General features: G+C 59.5%; 12 protein-coding genes. 8 read left to right on the top strand and 4 right to left on the bottom strand.

Annotated features, from left to right (window positions below; genetic code table 11):
* Positions 1 to 119: 119 nt before the first annotated feature.
* The gene (locus B0E42_RS31000; protein WP_018601025.1) at positions 120 to 275 is read left to right on the top strand and encodes a hypothetical protein; all 156 of its coding nucleotides are present in this window, start codon (positions 120 to 122) and stop codon (positions 273 to 275) included.
* A gap of 85 nt (positions 276 to 360) precedes the next feature.
* The gene (lanM, locus tag B0E42_RS01090) at positions 361 to 3,444 is read left to right on the top strand and encodes a type 2 lanthipeptide synthetase LanM (protein WP_077505316.1); all 3,084 of its coding nucleotides are present in this window, start codon (positions 361 to 363) and stop codon (positions 3,442 to 3,444) included.
* Positions 3,445 to 3,543: 99 nt separating this feature from the next.
* Here lanM and ettA read toward each other — a convergent pair whose 3' ends face one another.
* A complete protein-coding gene (ettA, locus tag B0E42_RS01085) occupies positions 3,544 to 5,208 on the bottom strand; it encodes an energy-dependent translational throttle protein EttA (protein WP_018601028.1) in 1,665 nt (554 codons plus the stop codon).
* Positions 5,209 to 5,479: 271 nt separating this feature from the next.
* Between ettA and B0E42_RS01080 the strand changes: the two genes are divergently transcribed.
* The 6 genes from B0E42_RS01080 to B0E42_RS01055 all read left to right on the top strand — a co-directional run bounded on the left by B0E42_RS01080 (position 5,480) and on the right by B0E42_RS01055 (position 14,787).
* Complete coding sequence (locus B0E42_RS01080; RefSeq protein WP_077505314.1) at positions 5,480 to 9,328, top strand: bifunctional diguanylate cyclase/phosphodiesterase; 3,849 nt, start codon at positions 5,480 to 5,482, stop codon at positions 9,326 to 9,328.
* A gap of 260 nt (positions 9,329 to 9,588) precedes the next feature.
* On the top strand, positions 9,589 to 10,842 hold the full coding sequence (gene glyA / locus B0E42_RS01075) for a serine hydroxymethyltransferase (protein ID WP_018601030.1): 1,254 nt from the start codon (positions 9,589 to 9,591) through the stop codon (positions 10,840 to 10,842).
* A 202-nt stretch (positions 10,843 to 11,044) separates the two neighbouring features.
* Complete coding sequence (locus B0E42_RS01070; RefSeq protein WP_053189886.1) at positions 11,045 to 11,575, top strand: hypothetical protein; 531 nt, start codon at positions 11,045 to 11,047, stop codon at positions 11,573 to 11,575.
* Between the two features lie 419 nt (positions 11,576 to 11,994).
* Positions 11,995 to 13,308 carry a C4-dicarboxylate transporter DctA gene (locus tag B0E42_RS01065; RefSeq protein WP_077505312.1) on the top strand — a complete coding sequence of 438 codons (1,314 nt, stop codon included), beginning with the start codon at positions 11,995 to 11,997 and terminating at the stop codon, positions 13,306 to 13,308.
* A gap of 59 nt (positions 13,309 to 13,367) precedes the next feature.
* Positions 13,368 to 14,072 (top strand): FadR/GntR family transcriptional regulator, encoded by a 705-nt coding sequence (locus B0E42_RS01060; RefSeq protein ID WP_014340296.1) that lies wholly within the window; start codon positions 13,368 to 13,370, stop codon positions 14,070 to 14,072.
* Positions 14,073 to 14,094: 22 nt separating this feature from the next.
* On the top strand, positions 14,095 to 14,787 hold the full coding sequence (locus B0E42_RS01055; protein WP_018601035.1) for a GntR family transcriptional regulator: 693 nt from the start codon (positions 14,095 to 14,097) through the stop codon (positions 14,785 to 14,787).
* Positions 14,788 to 14,925: 138 nt separating this feature from the next.
* On the opposite strand, the gene yjiA is transcribed toward B0E42_RS01055, so the two are convergent.
* The 3 genes from yjiA to B0E42_RS01040 form a co-directional block, all read right to left on the bottom strand.
* Positions 14,926 to 15,894 (bottom strand): GTPase, encoded by a 969-nt coding sequence (yjiA, locus tag B0E42_RS01050; RefSeq protein WP_018601037.1) that lies wholly within the window; start codon positions 15,892 to 15,894, stop codon positions 14,926 to 14,928.
* Positions 15,895 to 16,114: 220 nt separating this feature from the next.
* Entirely contained in the window at positions 16,115 to 16,312 is a 198-nt protein-coding gene (locus B0E42_RS01045) for a YbdD/YjiX family protein (RefSeq protein ID WP_003182142.1), read from the bottom strand.
* A gap of 15 nt (positions 16,313 to 16,327) precedes the next feature.
* Positions 16,328 to 16,856: carbon starvation CstA family protein (locus B0E42_RS01040; RefSeq protein WP_305886504.1), on the bottom strand; the 529-nt coding region annotated here is incomplete at its 5' end.

The raw sequence follows: 16,856 nt of genomic DNA, 5'->3' as shown, positions 1-16,856 counted from the left end.
TTTGATACCTCCTAATCCCCCTAAATAACTTCATTACATCCTACAGCTCGGGTGCTTTCCGGCACCCGATTGACCGCTGGTCACTGTATTAGATTGTATAACCTGATGAGGAACTACCTATGAGCGAAAAAATCCTGAACATGTCCGGCGACTTCGATTTCGAGTTCAACGCCTATCAAGCGCCCGCCAACACCGGCGAGATCCTGGCAACGACGATGGAATGCAACACCTTCGGAACCTGCACCAACATTGGCTGTTCGACAATCGGGTGTTAATAGCGCCTGACTGACCATCGAAACTTGCAACAAACGTTAACATAGAGCAGGCACCGCCTGCTCTATCCATGTCAGGAGCTACGGCATGCTTGTCAATGCTTTAAAGTTGGATCAGCGAGGGAAGTACGGATTCTCTTCCGAAGGTTGCATCGCCCTTTTTGAAAACAACCTGAGCCGTCTACATACTGATGATCAGGCCTTGCTGGATCACTTTGGAGTGGGCAGGGAACAACTGGTTTCCCATATCAATTCACCCATCGACAACGAGCCCCTGCCTGTCGACGGTGAAACCGTCCTGAACACCCTGAAGAAAAAGCTTGCTCGACTTGACAGCATTCATATGGAAACGAACACAAGCTCGAGCGAGAAAGACAATTTTTATTGGTTTGGTTATCGTTTTTTTCTTTATGCCATCGAGATCTTCCAAGCGGATGGGCGCTATTCCCATGCGTCAACATACATTAACGAACCCACTTTTTTTACAAGCCTGGAACCCTATATCCTGGCCCGGGTTGGTCGCACGTCAGAACAAAGCCTGGTCCATTATTTGAACACGAAAATCGCCCACGGCGATGACATTGACTTGAGCACGTTCAATGAACAGCTGCGCACATTGCCGCTGCTGAAGTTCTTCGAAGCCTACCCGGTGCTGGCGATGTTGTTGTTTGATCTGCTGGAAGACACCCTCGATTATCTTTATGCGGTCATTCTCGACTTCGCTGCCGATATCGAGTCGCTGGAAGCTGAATTCTCTGTTCCGTCTCGACAAATCGACGCTATTGAGCTCGGCCTGGGGGACCCCCACGGCCGTGGTGAAACGGTCTGTCAGGTTAAAATCTGCGCGATTTCATTGGTCTACAAACCGAGGGCAAGCCGAGAGGCGCTTTTTTTCAACCGCCTTCTGGACCAACTGCATGAATGGACAAAAGCGGATTGTTTTTCCATCCGCACCCCCAGGATTCTCAGCCGCGAGCGGCGTAGCTGGGTGGAAAAAATCGACAACGAGCCCTGCGACAACGCAGCGGACGTTGAACTGTTCTATAAGAAAATGGGCGCGCAGATAGCGGTCATTCATGCACTGAACGGCATCGACTTTCACTACGAGAATATTATTGCGTGCGGCAACAGTCCGGTCATGATCGACCTTGAGTGTTTATTCACCGCTTCCACCAGCGACCTGCTGAGCGACCTGCCCGCTGGCTGTGCATTGTCCAACAGCTTTAGATCGGTCCAGCAGTCGGTATGCTCCAGCGGTTTTCTCCCCTTTTCACAACACCCCAATAACGACCAGAGCGGGCTGAGTCGGCAAGAGCTATTCATCGCCACCCGCCATTCGCTGGTTTTCGAGGATGGCTTTTATCATTTGCGTAAAACCTCATTCGAGCATCAGCTGATACAAAAACACCTGCCGCTTTTGCAGGGTGAGCGCAAGGGACTGGAAGCCTATAAAACCGAACTGTTCCAAGGCTTTGAATATGCCTATAAGGAATTGATGGTTCATCGATACAAGATCATGCGGATGCTGGAACGATCCGCCGGTGAACTGACCACCCGCGTATTGCTCAAAAATTCTCAGCGCTATGCCGACTTTATCGGGCTGATCCGTCATCCACGCTTTACACAAAACATGCTCGACAGAGAACTTCTGCTCGCAACCCTGTGGAAAGACCTGAAAGAACCCTATCGGAAGATGGGCATTCCCCGCTATGAAATAGCCGACCTGCAGAGGTCCAGCATTCCGTGTTTCACCCTGCCTCTGAGCGCCAACCATTTTACGAGCGCACAGGGTGAAACAATAGAGATGGCAGCCGTGGAGCCACCGATAAAAAGCTGTCTTCAAAAGATAGCCAACCTGTCCCGAAAGGACTGGGCTTTACAACGCACACTGCTCGAAATCTGTTTGTTTCCAGAGCCAATTGGACATCCGCCACCCCGTGTCGGGCAGGTGCCTGGAGACCTTAAAAAGACGCTCCAGGCGGGCCGACTCGACGCCATATCGAGCATCAGTTCCCGCCTTGAGGAGCTCGCAGTAGCGGGAACAACAACGGACGTAAGCTGGTTGTATTTTCATACGCATCCCACGACACGCAGAAAGTACCCGTCGCCCATGGATCACGGGCTTTACTCCGGTATCGCCGGGATTGGGTTGTTTTACCTGAGCCTGTTTAAAGTGAGTGGTCAACCCGTCTTTCTGTCGCGCATGGATCAAGTCCTGTACTCACTGGAACAACGCTTCGGCTTTTTCAAAACCGATTCGACGGTCAGTGCCTATCACGGGCTGGGGGCTTTCATTTATTTGCTCATCAATCGTCGCCAGGTCACTGGCGACGCCAGCCATGATGAAAGAATTGCCGGCCTGTTGGCCCAGCTGATTGAAGTGCCTCCTGAAAATTATGAGTTCGACTTCCTGGGAGGTTGTTGTGGAACGGTGACGCTGCTGGCCAATATCCATGCGTTGTCTGCGCAAAAGGATGTGCTGCCGGCCATCCGACGCATGGTCGACTACATCAAGGATCAAATCCTGATTGAAGACGGCCAACTGCTACGACGCAGTGATCGCTCCGTCATTTTGACGGGCTTGTCCCATGGACTCTCGGGCGTCATCCATGCATTGTGCAAAGCCTATGACGTGACCGGCGATTCGGCTCTGGTGCCCTTGGCCATCCAGGTGCTGGAGGGTGAAAACCGCTTGAGTCGGGATGGTTTCTGGCTGGACCTGCGCAACCTCGGGCCGGCGGACCATACGTCCAAGTGGTGCCACGGCGATGGAGGTATCCTCATCGCCAGGCGACAGCTCATGGAATCGATGGGAGACGCCCTGGACGAAGCGACCCGGCAGACAGTGCACGACGATATACGACGATGCGAGAACAATCTCTGGGCCCATGGGTTTGGCGAGGGCTACAACCTTTGTCATGGTGATTTCGGCAATCTGATCTGTCTGTATGACTTGTATCGGCATTCCGATAATTCTGAAGGCATGGGCAGAGTCAGAGAGGCACTTGACGAAGTCGCCCAGCAGTTTTTCGAAGGGCCTTATCTGGATAGCGACCGGGTGCCCGACGTCAGTCTGCTGACTGGAATCGCGGGGGCGGGCTATGCCTTGCTGTACGAGATCGATCCGACAATCCCCAATGTTCTCTCGCTCGATTTCGCGGTGCTCGGGTAGCCCCATCAATTAAGCCTTACAAGCTCGCTCCCACAGGGGGATTGTGACCCTAAAAAAACGGAGCCTTCGAAGGCTCCGTTTTTTATGCAACCGACCGAATCAGGCCAGTTTCTTGTGCCGGACGCGATGCGGCTGGGCAGCGGCTTCGCCGAGGCGTTTCTTGCGATCGGCTTCGTACTCGGTGTAGTTGCCTTCGAAGAACACCGCTTGCGAGTCGTCTTCGTACGCCAGGATGTGGGTCGCCACGCGGTCGAGGAACCACCGATCGTGGGAGATCACAATGGCGGCGCCCGGGAAGTCCAGCAAGGCTTCTTCCAGGGAACGCAAGGTTTCGACGTCGAGGTCGTTGGACGGTTCGTCGAGCAGCAGGACGTTGCCGCCCTCCTTCAAGGTCAACGCCAGGTGCAAGCGACCGCGCTCACCACCGGACAAGTCCTTGACGAACTTCTGCTGGTCGCCGCCCTTGAAGTTGAAGCGGCCCACATAAGTGCGCGACGGGATTTCATAGTTGCCGATGCGGATCTGGTCGGAACCGTCGGAGATCTGCTGGAACACGGTCTTGCTGCCGTCCAGGTCTTCGCGGCTCTGGTCGACGCAGGCCAGTTGCACGGTCTCACCGATTTCAATGCTGCCCGAATCCGGCGTTTCCTTGCCCATCAGCATGCGGAACAGCGTGGATTTACCCGCGCCGTTACCGCCGATCACACCGACGATGGCGCCTTTTGGCATGGAGAACGACAGGTTGTCGATCAGCACGCGGTCGCCATACCCCTTGGTGACGTTCTTGAACTCGATGACCTTGTCACCCAGGCGCGGACCGGCCGGGATGTAAATCTCGTTGGTTTCGCTGCGCTTCTGGAATTCCTGGGATTGCATTTCCTCGAAGCGTTGCAGACGTGCCTTGGATTTGGACTGGCGGGCCTTGGCGCCTTTGCGCACCCACTCCAGTTCTTCCTTCATGGCTTTTTCATGGGCCGACTGCTGCTTGGATTCCTGGGCCAGACGATCGGACTTGGCTTCCAGCCAGCCCGAATAGTTGCCCTCGTACGGAATGCCTGCGCCGCGGTCGAGTTCCAGGATCCAGCCGGCGACGTTGTCCAGGAAGTAACGGTCGTGCGTGATCGCAACCACGGTGCCTGGGAAGTCGTGCAGGAAGTGTTCGAGCCAGGCGACGGAATCGGCGTCCAGGTGGTTGGTCGGTTCGTCGAGCAGCAGCATGTCCGGGGCCGACAGCAGCAGGCGGCACAGGGCCACGCGGCGTTTTTCACCACCGGACAGGTGTTCGACCTTCGCGTCCCAGGCCGGCAGGCGCAGCGCATCGGCGGCGACTTCCAGCTGGCGGTCCAGGTTGTGGCCGTCGCTGGCCTGCAGGATCGCTTCGAGCTTGGCCTGTTCGGCGGCCAGCTTGTCGAAATCGGCATCCGGGTCGGCGTAGGCGGCATAGACCTCGTCGAGGCGCGCCTGGGCGTCCTTGATCACGCTGACCGCTTCCTCGACCACTTCACGGACGGTCTTGCTCGGGTCCAGCTGCGGTTCCTGGGGCAGGTAGCCGATGTTCAGGTCCGGCATCGGGCGGGCTTCGCCGTCGAATTCGTTATCGACGCCGGCCATGATTTTCAGCAGCGTGGATTTACCCGAACCGTTGAGGCCCAGTACGCCGATCTTGGCGCCGGGGAAGAAGGACAGAGAAATGTTTTTCAGGATTTCCCGCTTCGGCGGAACAACTTTGCTCAGCCGATGCATGGTGAAGACGTATTGAGCCATGGTGAACCTAGCGTCAGTGACAGGTGAAAAGAACGAGCCAAGCCATGCGCGGCGCCGGCTCTTGACGGTCATCAATGCCTGCGGGCGGATAGAGCCTGGGAATCTGGAGCTGGAACGCTCTTGTTTGACCGGCAAAGCTACCTCAACCGTCGGTCAAGGTCCAGCCGCCAAGGGCTGGCACTTTGCCACAAGTCAAGGCATGCTAGCCGCCCTTCGGGCGTCCGGCTTATAGTGCACGTCGCGCCAGTCCAGCAAACCGCAGGATTACAGCTTGTCCAACGTCACTCCGCCCCTGTCCCCTCGCGCACCCGCTGTCGTGCCCGGCTCGCCCCTGCGCGGGACATTGAAGGGTGGCCTGGCCACCCTGGTGCTGCTGTTGCTCGGCTTGCTGTTCTGGCAACTGCTCGATCAACTGCGCGAAACCCAACAGCAACAGCGCCAATACACCATCGACTACACCGCCGATCTTGCCGCACAGGTCAGCCTGAACATGGCCCTGAACGCGCAAATCGCCCTCAACCTGCTACCGATCGTCGAACAACCACAAACGGCCGACGAACAGCAGGCACTGGTTCGCAAACTCCAGCAGTCGTTGCCTGAACTGCGCAGCCTGGCCCTGCTGAGCCCCTCCGGTCGAGTGCTCAGTGACAGCGACGCCGACAGCCACGACGCCGATTACCTGGGTGAACTGGTGCGGCGCAGTCGGGCCCAGGCGCATTATTTCAGCAATGTCGAAGACGGCTCCGTGGTGCATCTATTGTTGCACCAGGCCAGCGGTAGCAGCCGTGGCTACTGGGCCCTGCGCCTGACCCCAAGCTTTTTCTCCACCCTGACCAAGCAGGCCGATACGGGGCTGCGCCCATTGTGGCTGGTGGAAAACCGTCTCAACCAGCAGATCATCAGCCGCGACGAAAGCCTGCCCTCGAGCAGCCCTACCCATCTATCCCCGGATGACCTGAAAAACACCGTACTGACGGTGCCCCTGAGCAGCAGCGACTGGCAACTGCGAGGGCTGTTCGACCGTCGCCAGGTGATCGAGCAACTGCTGCCGGCGTTCATCGGCAAATGCCTGCTGGGCCTGGCGTTTTCGTTGTTGCCAGTGATCGCGCTCTTGAACATGCGTCGGCGCCAGCGACAGTTGCATGAAGGACGACGGCGCTACCAGGACATTTTCGAAGGCACCGGCGTGGCCCTGTGCGTGCTCGACCTGTCGGGGCTCAAGGCCTTTTTTGAGCGGGCCGGCCTGCACAACGGCGATCAATTGCGCGCCTGGACGAAAACCTCCCATCAACTCGAGCAATTGCGTCAGGAAGTTCACGTCACCGAAGTCAACCAGATGGCGTTGAAACTGCTCAACGTCGACTCTTGCGATCAGGCCTGGCAACTGCTGGTCGGCAAGGGCGCGCAGGACAACAACCCCGTTGGCTCGAAGCTGCTCGAAGCGTTGCTCGACCAACACAAGCAACTGGAACTGGAAATCAAGCTCCAGGACGCCCATGGCCGCGACCAGCACCTGTGGCTGGTGCTGCGCCTGCCGGAAAAACAGCATGACTATAATGCGGTCATCCTGAGCATCAGCGACATCACCAGCCGCAAGCTGATCGAACTCTCGCTGCTCGAACGCGAAGGTTTCTGGTCCGACGTGGTGCGCACCGTGCCGGATCATCTCTATGTGCAGGACGTCATCAGCCAGCGGATGATCTTCAGCAACCATCACCTGGGCCAGACCCTGGGCTACGACCGCACCGAACTGCACCAGATGGGCGAGTACTTCTGGGAAATCCTGTTGCACAGCGACGACGCCGATCACTACCACAACCTGCGCCAGGAACAACGCCGGGGCGGGTACACGCAACTGTTGCAATGCCAATTGCGCTTTCGCCATCGCAATGGCAAATGGCGCTGCTTCGACATTCGCGAACAGGCCCTGGCCCGCGACCGGCATAACCAGGTGACACGAATCATCGGCGTGGCCAAGGACGTCACCGAGCAGATCGAGGCCAGCGAATCGCTGCGTGACAGCGAGCAGCGCTACCGGATGCTCGCCGAAAGCATCAGCGACGTGATTTTCTCCACCGACAACAAGCTTTCGCTCAACTATGTCAGCCCGTCGGTGCAAGCGGTACTGGGCTACACCGCCGACTGGATTTTCCAGAGCGGCTGGCAATCGATCATCGCCAACCCGCAACAACTGACCGGCATCTACAGCCTGATGGACCGGGTCAGCAAGGCCCTCGACAAGCCCGACCAACTGGCCGAGCTGCGCAACCAGATGCAGACCCAGTTGTTCCTGTTCGACTGCCTGCGTGCCGACGGGCGCAAGATTCCCATCGAGCTGCGGCTGGTGCTGGTGTGGGATGAACACGGCGCGTTCGAAGGCGTGCTCGGCGTCGGTCGCGACATCAGCCAGCAGCGTCGCGCCGAAAAAGACCTGCGCATGGCCGCCACGGTCTTCGAGCACTCGACCTCGGCGATCCTGATCACCGACCCCGCTGGCTACATTGTCCAGGCCAACGAAGCCTTCAGTCGCGTCAGCGGTTATGCCGTGTCGCAAGTGCTGGACCAGTTGCCCAACATGCTGACCGTGGACGAGCAGCAGGAGGCGCACCTGCGCTACGTGCTCAAGCAGTTGCAACAGCACAGCACCTGGGAAGGCGAGGTCTGGCTCAAACGCCGCAACGGCGAACACTATCCGGCCTGGGTCGGCATCACGGCCGTGCTGGATGACGAAGGCGACCTGGCCAGCTATGTGTGCTTTTTCAGCGACATCAGCGAACGCAAGGCCAGCGAGCAGCGCATTCATCGCCTGGCCTATTACGACGCCCTGACTCACCTGCCCAACCGCACGCTGTTCCAGGATCGCCTGCACACCGCGCTGCAATCGGCCGATAGGCAGAAGACCTGGGTCGTGCTGATGTTCCTCGACCTGGACCGCTTCAAGCCGATCAACGACTCCCTGGGCCATGCCGCCGGCGACCGGATGCTCAAGGAAATGGCCACGCGCCTGCTCGGCTGCGTCGCCGACGACGACACCGTGGCACGCATGGGTGGCGATGAATTCACCCTGCTGCTGCAACCACGCGCCAGCCGCGAAATGGCGCTGAACCGGGCAATCAATGTAGCCGAGCAGATCCTCGCCAGCCTGGTCCGGCCATTCGTGCTCGAAGGCCGGGAGTTCTTCGTCACCGCCAGTATCGGTATCGCCCTGAGCCCCCAGGACGGCAACGAACTGAGCCAATTGATGAAGAACGCCGACACGGCCATGTATCACGCCAAGGAGCGTGGCAAGAACAACTTCCAGTTCTACCAGGCCGACATGAACGCCAGCGCCCTGGAGCGCCTGGAGCTGGAAAGCGACCTGCGCCACGCCTTGGAACAGAACGAGTTCGTGCTGTATTACCAGCCGCAGTTCAGCGGCGATGGCAAACGTTTGACTGGCGCCGAAGCCCTGCTGCGCTGGCGCCATCCGCGACGCGGGTTGGTGCCGCCGGGGGACTTCATTCCGGTACTCGAAGAACTCGGTTTGGTGGTGGACGTGGGCGACTGGGTCATCACCGAAGCCTGTCGGCAGCTCAGGACGTGGCACCAGGCCAAGGTCCGGGTGCCGAAGGTCTCGGTCAACATTTCGGCCCGGCAGTTCTCCGACGGCCAGTTGGGCACGCGCATCGCCAATATCCTGCGCAGCACCGGCCTGCCGCCAGCCTGCCTGGAGCTGGAACTGACGGAAAGTATCCTGATGCGCGAAGTCAGCGAGGCAATGCAGATCCTGGCCGGGTTGAAGAACCTGGGCCTGAGCATCGCCGTCGATGACTTCGGCACTGGTTATTCGTCGCTCAACTACCTCAAGCAATTCCCCATCGATGTGCTGAAGATCGACCGCACCTTCGTCGACGGCCTGCCGTCCGGCGAGCAGGACGCGCAGATCGCCCGGGCGATCATCGCCATGGCCCACAGCCTCAACCTGGCGGTGATCGCCGAGGGTGTCGAGACCCACGAGCAACTGGACTTCTTGCGCGAACACGGCTGCGACGAAGTCCAGGGCTACCTGTTCGGCCGCCCGATGCCGGCCACCCGGTTTGAAGCGCAGTTCAGCAATGATGCGTTGTTCATGCTCGACTGAGGCCTTGTACTATCTGGGCCGGCCTCTCGCGGGCAAGCCTTGCTCCCACAGGGGAACACCGGCTTCTGTGGAAAACCTTGCTCCCACAGGGGAAAGCGGGCTTCTGTGGGAGCAAGGCTTGCCCGCGATGAGGCCAGTACAGGCAACGCCCCTCTTGTGTGAAACCCATTCGTCCGCGACATGACGCCCTTTCATATGCCTTCCAAAACCGGTTGAGGTAGAATGCCCCCCTTTTCTGCCCCCGATCCTTGAGGACCGCCATGTTCAGCCGTGATTTGACTATTGCCAAGTACGACGCCGATCTCTTTGCCGCCATGGAGCAAGAAGCTCAGCGCCAGGAAGAGCACATTGAGCTGATCGCTTCGGAAAACTACACCAGCCCCGCGGTGATGGAAGCTCAAGGCTCGGTACTGACCAACAAGTACGCCGAAGGCTACCCGGGTAAGCGTTACTACGGTGGTTGCGAGTACGTCGACGTGGTCGAGCAACTGGCCATCGACCGCGCCAAGCAACTGTTCGGTGCCGACTATGCCAACGTCCAGCCGCACGCAGGCTCCCAAGCCAACTCCGCCGTGTACCTGGCGCTGCTGTCGGCCGGTGACACCATCCTGGGCATGAGCCTGGCCCACGGCGGTCACCTGACCCACGGCGCCAGCGTTTCCTCCTCCGGCAAGCTGTACAATGCCGTCCAGTACGGCATCGACGGCAACGGCCTGATCGACTACGACGAAGTCGAGCGCCTGGCCCTCGAGCACAAGCCGAAAATGATCGTGGCCGGTTTCTCCGCCTACTCCCAGATCCTCGACTTCCCGCGCTTTCGCGAGATCGCCGACAAGGTCGGTGCCTACCTGTTCGTCGACATGGCCCACGTGGCCGGCCTGGTCGCCGCTGGCGTCTACCCGAACCCGGTGCCATTCGCCGACGTGGTCACCACCACCACCCACAAGACCCTGCGCGGTCCACGTGGCGGCCTGATCCTGGCGCGCGCCAATGCCGACATCGAGAAGAAGCTGAACTCCGCTGTTTTCCCGGGCGCCCAGGGTGGCCCGCTGGAGCACGTGATCGCAGCCAAGGCGATCTGCTTCAAGGAAGCCCTGCAACCTGAGTTCAAGGCTTACCAGCAACAAGTGGTGAAGAATGCCAAGGCCATGGCCGGCGTGTTCATCGAGCGCGGCTTCGACGTGGTGTCCGGCGGTACTGAAAACCACCTGTTCCTGTTGTCGCTGATCAAGCAAGAGATCTCCGGCAAAGACGCCGACGCGGCGCTGGGCAAGGCGTTCATCACCGTCAACAAGAACTCGGTGCCAAACGACCCACGCTCTCCGTTCGTCACCTCGGGCCTGCGCTTCGGCACCCCGGCCGTGACCACTCGCGGTTTCAAGGAAGCCGAGTGCAAGGAACTGGCTGGCTGGATCTGCGACATCCTGGCGGACCTGAACAACGAAGCGGTCATCGACGCCGTGCGTGAGAAGGTCAAGGCTATCTGCAAGAAGCTGCCGGTCTACGGCGCTTAATTAGCCCGCTAGAGCGCAGTTGAATAAGGCCCGCTTCGAAAGATGCGGGCCTTTTTTATTGCCCTGGAAAACAGGGCGAAACAACTAACACCCTCCAACACTTAATTTTCTGCAATACAGAAAACCCCACACGCAATTAGTAAACCCATACGATCCCTCCTGCCCCCTGAACCTAATCACTCAAAACAGGACGCTTATTCACATGGACAGTGAACAATCCTTTAATGCAACACTCAGCATGTTAAATACCCGCGTAAATCTGCTGGAAAGGCTGCATGGCAAACCCGCGATGGCGACCATCAGTTCATTCAGCGGTGGATTCTTTACCGGTAGACCCCAAACCCAGGATCACTCAAGCCTGCTCGGCATGCACGCCGATGACCAGGGCGTGCGCAGCGAGCCATTGCGGCTGCATTTCCGGTATACAGCGGGTGGCTACTTCCTGACCCTGAAAAACACCGGTGAACACTACAACAAACTGATCAGTAAAAGCTGGCTCGAAGTATTTGGGGTAAGTGATCCAAACACTCGCAACCCGACTCTTTTCAGCCTGCTCGATCATCAGCAAAACATCATCATGCGCAAGCACATCACATCCCGCCATGTCCCCATCTCGCTCATGACAGGCAATAAGAAACATGTCGGGGGACTAAGGGTACGCGGCTCGCCTTATCTTTATCTTGCCGAGACAGAAGAACAGTCAAAAGCCATGTTCATTCTGAGCGTACTCTGAAGGTCCCCCTGTTGGCATGTAAAGTCAGTCGAAGGGACGAAGCACAGCCCTTGTGGCGAGGGGATTTATCCCCGCTGGGTCGCGCAGCGGCCCCAATTGTATTTATCACTGCGGTGTGTCCGATGGGACACAGGGGCCGCTGCGCGGCCCAACGGGGATAAATCCCCTCGCCACAGGGTTCCATGCCGGGCCGGCTATTGACCACCCGTCATTTTTTCTTTTGAGAAAACGCTCAAGCACAGGGCTTTCACCCCAACTGGTAAGACCGGTCAAGCCAAATCATCACAATCGAGCTTGCATCCCCGCGAAAACAGCGCCTAGACTGCGCCTGCACTGGACAAACCGGTAAGACCACAATAATGAAGTCCCGACGCCAGCCCTCCCTGGCGAACAAGGACACCGAACCAGGAATCCCTCCCATGCTCAAATGGTGCTCGCGGTCGATCTTCCTTCAAGTTGTCCTCGGACTGGTGCTCGGCATCGTCTGCGGGCTTACCCTTCCCGAATATTCTGCACAGCTCAAACCCCTCGGCGACGGCTTTATCAAGCTGATCAAGATGCTCATCGGCCTGATCGTGTTCTGCGTGGTGGTCAGTGGTATCTCCGGTGCCGGCGATCTCAAGAAGGTCGGGCGTATCGGCCTCAAGTCGGTCATCTACTTCGAAATACTCACCACCATCGCCCTGGTCATCGGTCTGGTCCTTGCTTTCAGCACAGGCATTGGCAGCGGCGCGAACATCCACCTGGAGCAGCTCTCCAGCGCGGACGTGAACGATATCGCCCAGCGCGGCCAGCACATGGTCACCACCACCCAATTCCTGATGAACCTGATCCCGACGTCGGTGATCGGAGCATTCGCGGAAAACAACATTCTCCAGGTGCTGCTGTTTGCCGTGCTGTTCGGCAGTGCGTTGAATCTCGTCGGTGACGCCGCTTCCGGCATTTCGCGCCTGATCAACGAACTCAGCCACGTGATCTTCCGCATCATGGGCATGATCGTGCGCCTGGCCCCAATCGGCGTCTTCGGGGCCATTGCCTTCACCACCAGCAAATATGGCCTGGAGTCGCTCCAGCATCTGGGCAGCCTCGTCGGCCTGTTCTACCTGACCTGCATCGCCTTCGTCACGCTGATCCTCGGCGTGGTGATGCGCGTGTCGGGCCTGCCGATGCTGCCATTCCTCAAATACCTGCGCGAAGAGCTGCTGATCGTACTCGGCACCGCGTCGTCCGACGCCGTGCTGCCACAGATCATGCGCAAGCTCGAACACCTGGGAATCGGCAGCTCCACCGTGGGCCTGGTCATTCCCACCGGCTACTCGTTCAACCTGGATGGTTTCTCGATCTACCTGACCCTGGCCATTGTCTTCATCGCCAACGCGACCGGCACGCCCCTGGCCATGAGCGATCTGTTGACCATCCTGCTGGTCTCGCTGATCACCTCCAAGGGCGCCCACGGGATTCCCGGCTCGGCGCTGGTGATCCTGGCAGCGACGCTGACCGCGATCCCGGCGATCCCGGTGGTCGGCCTGGTGCTGGTGTTGGCCGTGGACTGGTTCATGGGCATTGGCCGGGCCCTGACCAACCTGATTGGCAACTGCGTGGCCACCGTGGCGATTGCCCGCTGGGAAAAAGACATCGACGTCCCTCGGGCGCGCAAGGTGCTGTCCGGCCAACAAGGCTATACCTTCCAACCCAGAAAACCGGTGGGCAGTGCCCATCACCAGCAATTCTGAAAGACGGCGATGCCGGCCCGCGAACCGGCATCGCCTGATCGATTTTCAAGGAGTCACATGTGATCAGTTCATCGACCGTCGTCAATTCCGTGGTGGAGAAACTCCGCGCCGCCCTCGCCCGGGGCCAATGGCGCTCGGGTGACATGCTGCCCGGCCAGCGCGAGCTGGCCGAGCAACTGGGCATCAGCCGACCCAGCCTGCGTGAAGCGGTGATTGTGCTGGAGACCCTCGGCCTGGTGCGCTCGATGCCCGGCAAAGGCGTCGTGGTGCTGGAGGCCCACCTCAACGATGCTGCCGGTGAAGGCAGCGCCATGGCCGGCGCGAGCCTGGAAGACCTGCTGCAACTGCGCTACACCCTGGAACCGTTCATCGTCGGCCTGGTGGCCCAGTCCATCAGCAGCAAGGAGGTCGGCCAGTTGCGCCTGACCCTCATGGACATGCGCGAAGCCCTGGAAGCCAACGACAGCGACGCCTGCGCCAACGCCTACATCGCTTTCCATGAAGAACTGTTTGCCCTGACGTCCAACCCGATCTTCCAGAACGTGGTCCAGCAGACCAGTAACGCCCTCAAGCAGAGCGCCGATGTGTTGCGCAATTCGCCCGAGCACCTGGCCGAACGCCTGGAAGAGAACGAAGCCGTGGTCCGTGCCATCCGGGGCAAGAACAGCGCCCAGGCCAGCGCCGAAATGCGCCGGCACATTCTCCGGGAAGGCCAGCGCATGGGCATCGAATTGAATATTCCGGACGACAACCTCGGCACTTGAGCCTGGGCCTGCGGAGACCGCCATGAACAATCTCGTGCCCCATCAGCATAACCGCAATGTACTCGCCGCCCTGCCCCTGCCCGGCCGGGTCGGCAAACCGTCGGTGGACGATATCTATCCGCGGATCTTCGACGCCATCCTCGAACAACGCATTGCCCCGGCCAGCCGCTTCACCGAGGAAAGCCTGGGGGATGTGTTCGGCGTCAGCCGCAGTGTCATTCGCCGCGTCCTGGCGCGCCTGTCCCATCAGCAAGTGGTGATCCTGCGGCCCAACCACCGGCCACAAGTCGCCGCGCCAGACCTGGAGCAGACCCGGCAGATCCTCCACGCTCGCCGCCTGGCCGAGCAGACCCTGGTGCGCCTGGCCTGCAAGGCGCCGCAGCCCAAGGACTTGCAACTGCTGCGCGATCTGGTGGAGCGCGAGCGCCAATGCCTGGATCGTGGTGAGCGTGGCCCGGCGATACGCCTGTCCGGCGAGTTTCACCTGCAACTGGCGGCCATGGCCGGCAACGCACCGTTGATGCAATTCCTCGGCAGCCTGGTGCCGTTGACCTCGCTGGCCCTGGCGCGACACGAGATCAAATCCCGCCGGCACTGCGCCTGGCAGGAACACCTGGCAATCGTCGACGCCGTGGAAGGCCGCAACGTCAATGAAGCGGTGCGGCTGATGGATGAGCACCTGGACCATCTGGAGCAAAAGCTGCTGGTCGCATAGCGGTTGTGGCGAGGGGATTTATCCCCGCTGGGCTGCGCAGCGGCCCTAAAGCAGTTAACTCAATCTTCCTGGCACACCGAGTTGCCTGGTTTGGGGCCGCTGCGCAGCCCAACGGGGATAAATCCCCTCGCCACACTGTTAACGTAGCGCGGCTTCGAAGCCGGCGCGGATCTTCTCTTCGGGCAGTTCGTCGGCGATGAACACGATCACGCTTTCCCGGGCTTCGCCGGGGGCCCATTCGGTGTCCCAATCGAAACCGTACAACTTGAGCACGCCCTGGAACACCAACCGACGGGGTTCGCCGGCGATGTTCAGCACACCCTTGTAGCGCAGCAATTGCTTGCCGTGTTCTTCCAGCAACTGGTTCATGAACTCGCTGAGCTTGTCGATATCCAGCGCCTTATCGGTACGCAGAACCAAACTGCTGATGCGATCACCCGGTGTGGCCTTGCCGACCGGTCGCAGGCTGAACCCTGCGCCCAAGTCCGCATTGAGATTGAAGCCACGAATATCGAGCAGCTCGGCCAGGTCGATCTTGCCGTGCTCGACCACCCGGATCGGCGCCCGTCGGTTGATGCGCGTCAGGCGCTCACCAAGGGCCTGGACCTGGGCCGTGTCCACCAGGTCGGTCTTGCTCAGGAGCAGGCGATCGGCAAACCCGACCTGGGCCTGGGCGATGGCCTGGGTCAGGTGGATCTCGGCATGAGCAGCGTCCACCAGCGTAAGAATGCCGTCGAGGATATAGCGCTCGCGCAGGTCCTCGTCGATGAAAAAAGTCTGCGCCACCGGGGCCGGATCGGCCAGGCCGGTGCATTCGATCACCAGGCGGTCGAAGGCGATCTCGCCGCTGTCCAGCCGCTCAAGCAACAGGTACAGGGCCTTGGTCAGGTCGGTGTGAATGGTGCAGCACACGCAACCGTTGGCCAGGGTCATGACCTGCACCGGCTCGTCGCCCAGCAGTTGGGTGTCGATGCCGGCATCGCTGAATTCGTTCTCGATCACGGCGATCTTAAGGCCGTGCTCGGCCTTGAGCAGATGGCGCAACAGCGTGGTCTTGCCGGCGCCGAGGAAGCCGCTGAGGATGGTGACCGGGATGGGAGAGGACAACATGATTCTCCTGTTTCGAAATTAAAGAAAAGCACAAACCAATGTGGGAGCGAGCCTGCTCGCGATAGCGCTGAGTCAGTCAACATCAATACTGCTGATCCGACGCTATCGCGAGCAGGCTCGCTCCCACAAGGGATTTGTGGCGTATGCAAATCTTGAGAACACCCCAAAACAACTGTGGGAGCGGGCTTGCCCGCTCCCACAAGGGGTTTAGCTCAACTCAACAGCACTTGGGCCCACCCTTGCCGCCGTAACGGGCCTCCTGGCGTTCACGAAAGAACGCCTCGTAGTCCATCATCGGCTTGTCCGGGTGCTTGGTTTGCATGTGCTCGACGTAGTTGTCGTAGTCGGGCATGCCGACCATCAGGCGGGCGGCCTGACCGAGGTATTTACCCAGGCGACTCAAGTCATTGAACATCGTTGCAATCCTCTATCAAGCGTCTGGCAGGGCCTGGAATGGCGCTTCTTTGTCCGTGCGTTCCTTCGTGCCCCAGGCGGCGATGCCGACCTTGAGCGCGTAGAACAGGATGCTGAAGACCACGAACAGGAACAACACCGTCAGCGTCGCGTTGGTGTAGGCGTTGAACACCACGTGCTGCATCTGCTCGATGCTCTTGGCCGGGGCCAGGATCTGGCCGGCGGCCAGGGCATCGTTGTATTTGCGTGCCAGGGCCAGGAAGCCGATCGCCGGGTTGGCGTCGAACAGCTTGATCAGGCCCGCGGTGGTGGTGCAGATCAGCAGCCAGCTCGCCGGCAGCAGCGTGACCCAGACGTAGCGCTGGCGCTTCATCTTGATCAGGACCACGGTGGCGAGCATCAGGGCGATACCGGCCAACATCTGGTTGGAGATGCCGAACAGCGGCCACAAGGTGTTGATGCCGCCCAGCGGATCGATCACGCCCTGGTACAGCAGGTAACCCCACAGCGCGACGCAGCCGGCGGTGGCGATCAGGTTGGCCGGC

It is taken from the genome of Pseudomonas sp. A25(2017) (genome assembly GCF_002001065.1).
GTDB lineage: Bacteria > Pseudomonadota > Gammaproteobacteria > Pseudomonadales > Pseudomonadaceae > Aquipseudomonas > Aquipseudomonas kilonensis.
The sequence above is the reverse complement of the archived record's forward strand: the minus strand, read 5'-3'. Positions and strand labels throughout refer to the sequence as shown.

Bases quoted from the DNA above. Each gene is read 5' to 3' on its own strand.
- B0E42_RS31000 (WP_018601025.1), top strand. From the start codon at position 120: ATGAGCGAAAAAATCCTGAACATGTCCGGCGACTTCGATTTCGAGTTC.
- B0E42_RS01070 (WP_053189886.1), top strand. From the start codon at position 11,045: ATGGACAGTGAACAATCCTTTAATGCAACACTCAGCATGTTAAATACC.
- lanM (WP_077505316.1), top strand. From the start codon at position 361: ATGCTTGTCAATGCTTTAAAGTTGGATCAGCGAGGGAAGTACGGATTC.
- B0E42_RS01065 (WP_077505312.1), top strand. From the start codon at position 11,995: ATGCTCAAATGGTGCTCGCGGTCGATCTTCCTTCAAGTTGTCCTCGGA.
- B0E42_RS01045 (WP_003182142.1), bottom strand. From the start codon at position 16,312: ATGTTCAATGACTTGAGTCGCCTGGGTAAATACCTCGGTCAGGCCGCC.
- ettA (WP_018601028.1), bottom strand. From the start codon at position 5,208: ATGGCTCAATACGTCTTCACCATGCATCGGCTGAGCAAAGTTGTTCCG.
- B0E42_RS01055 (WP_018601035.1), top strand. From the start codon at position 14,095: ATGAACAATCTCGTGCCCCATCAGCATAACCGCAATGTACTCGCCGCC.
- glyA (WP_018601030.1), top strand. From the start codon at position 9,589: ATGTTCAGCCGTGATTTGACTATTGCCAAGTACGACGCCGATCTCTTT.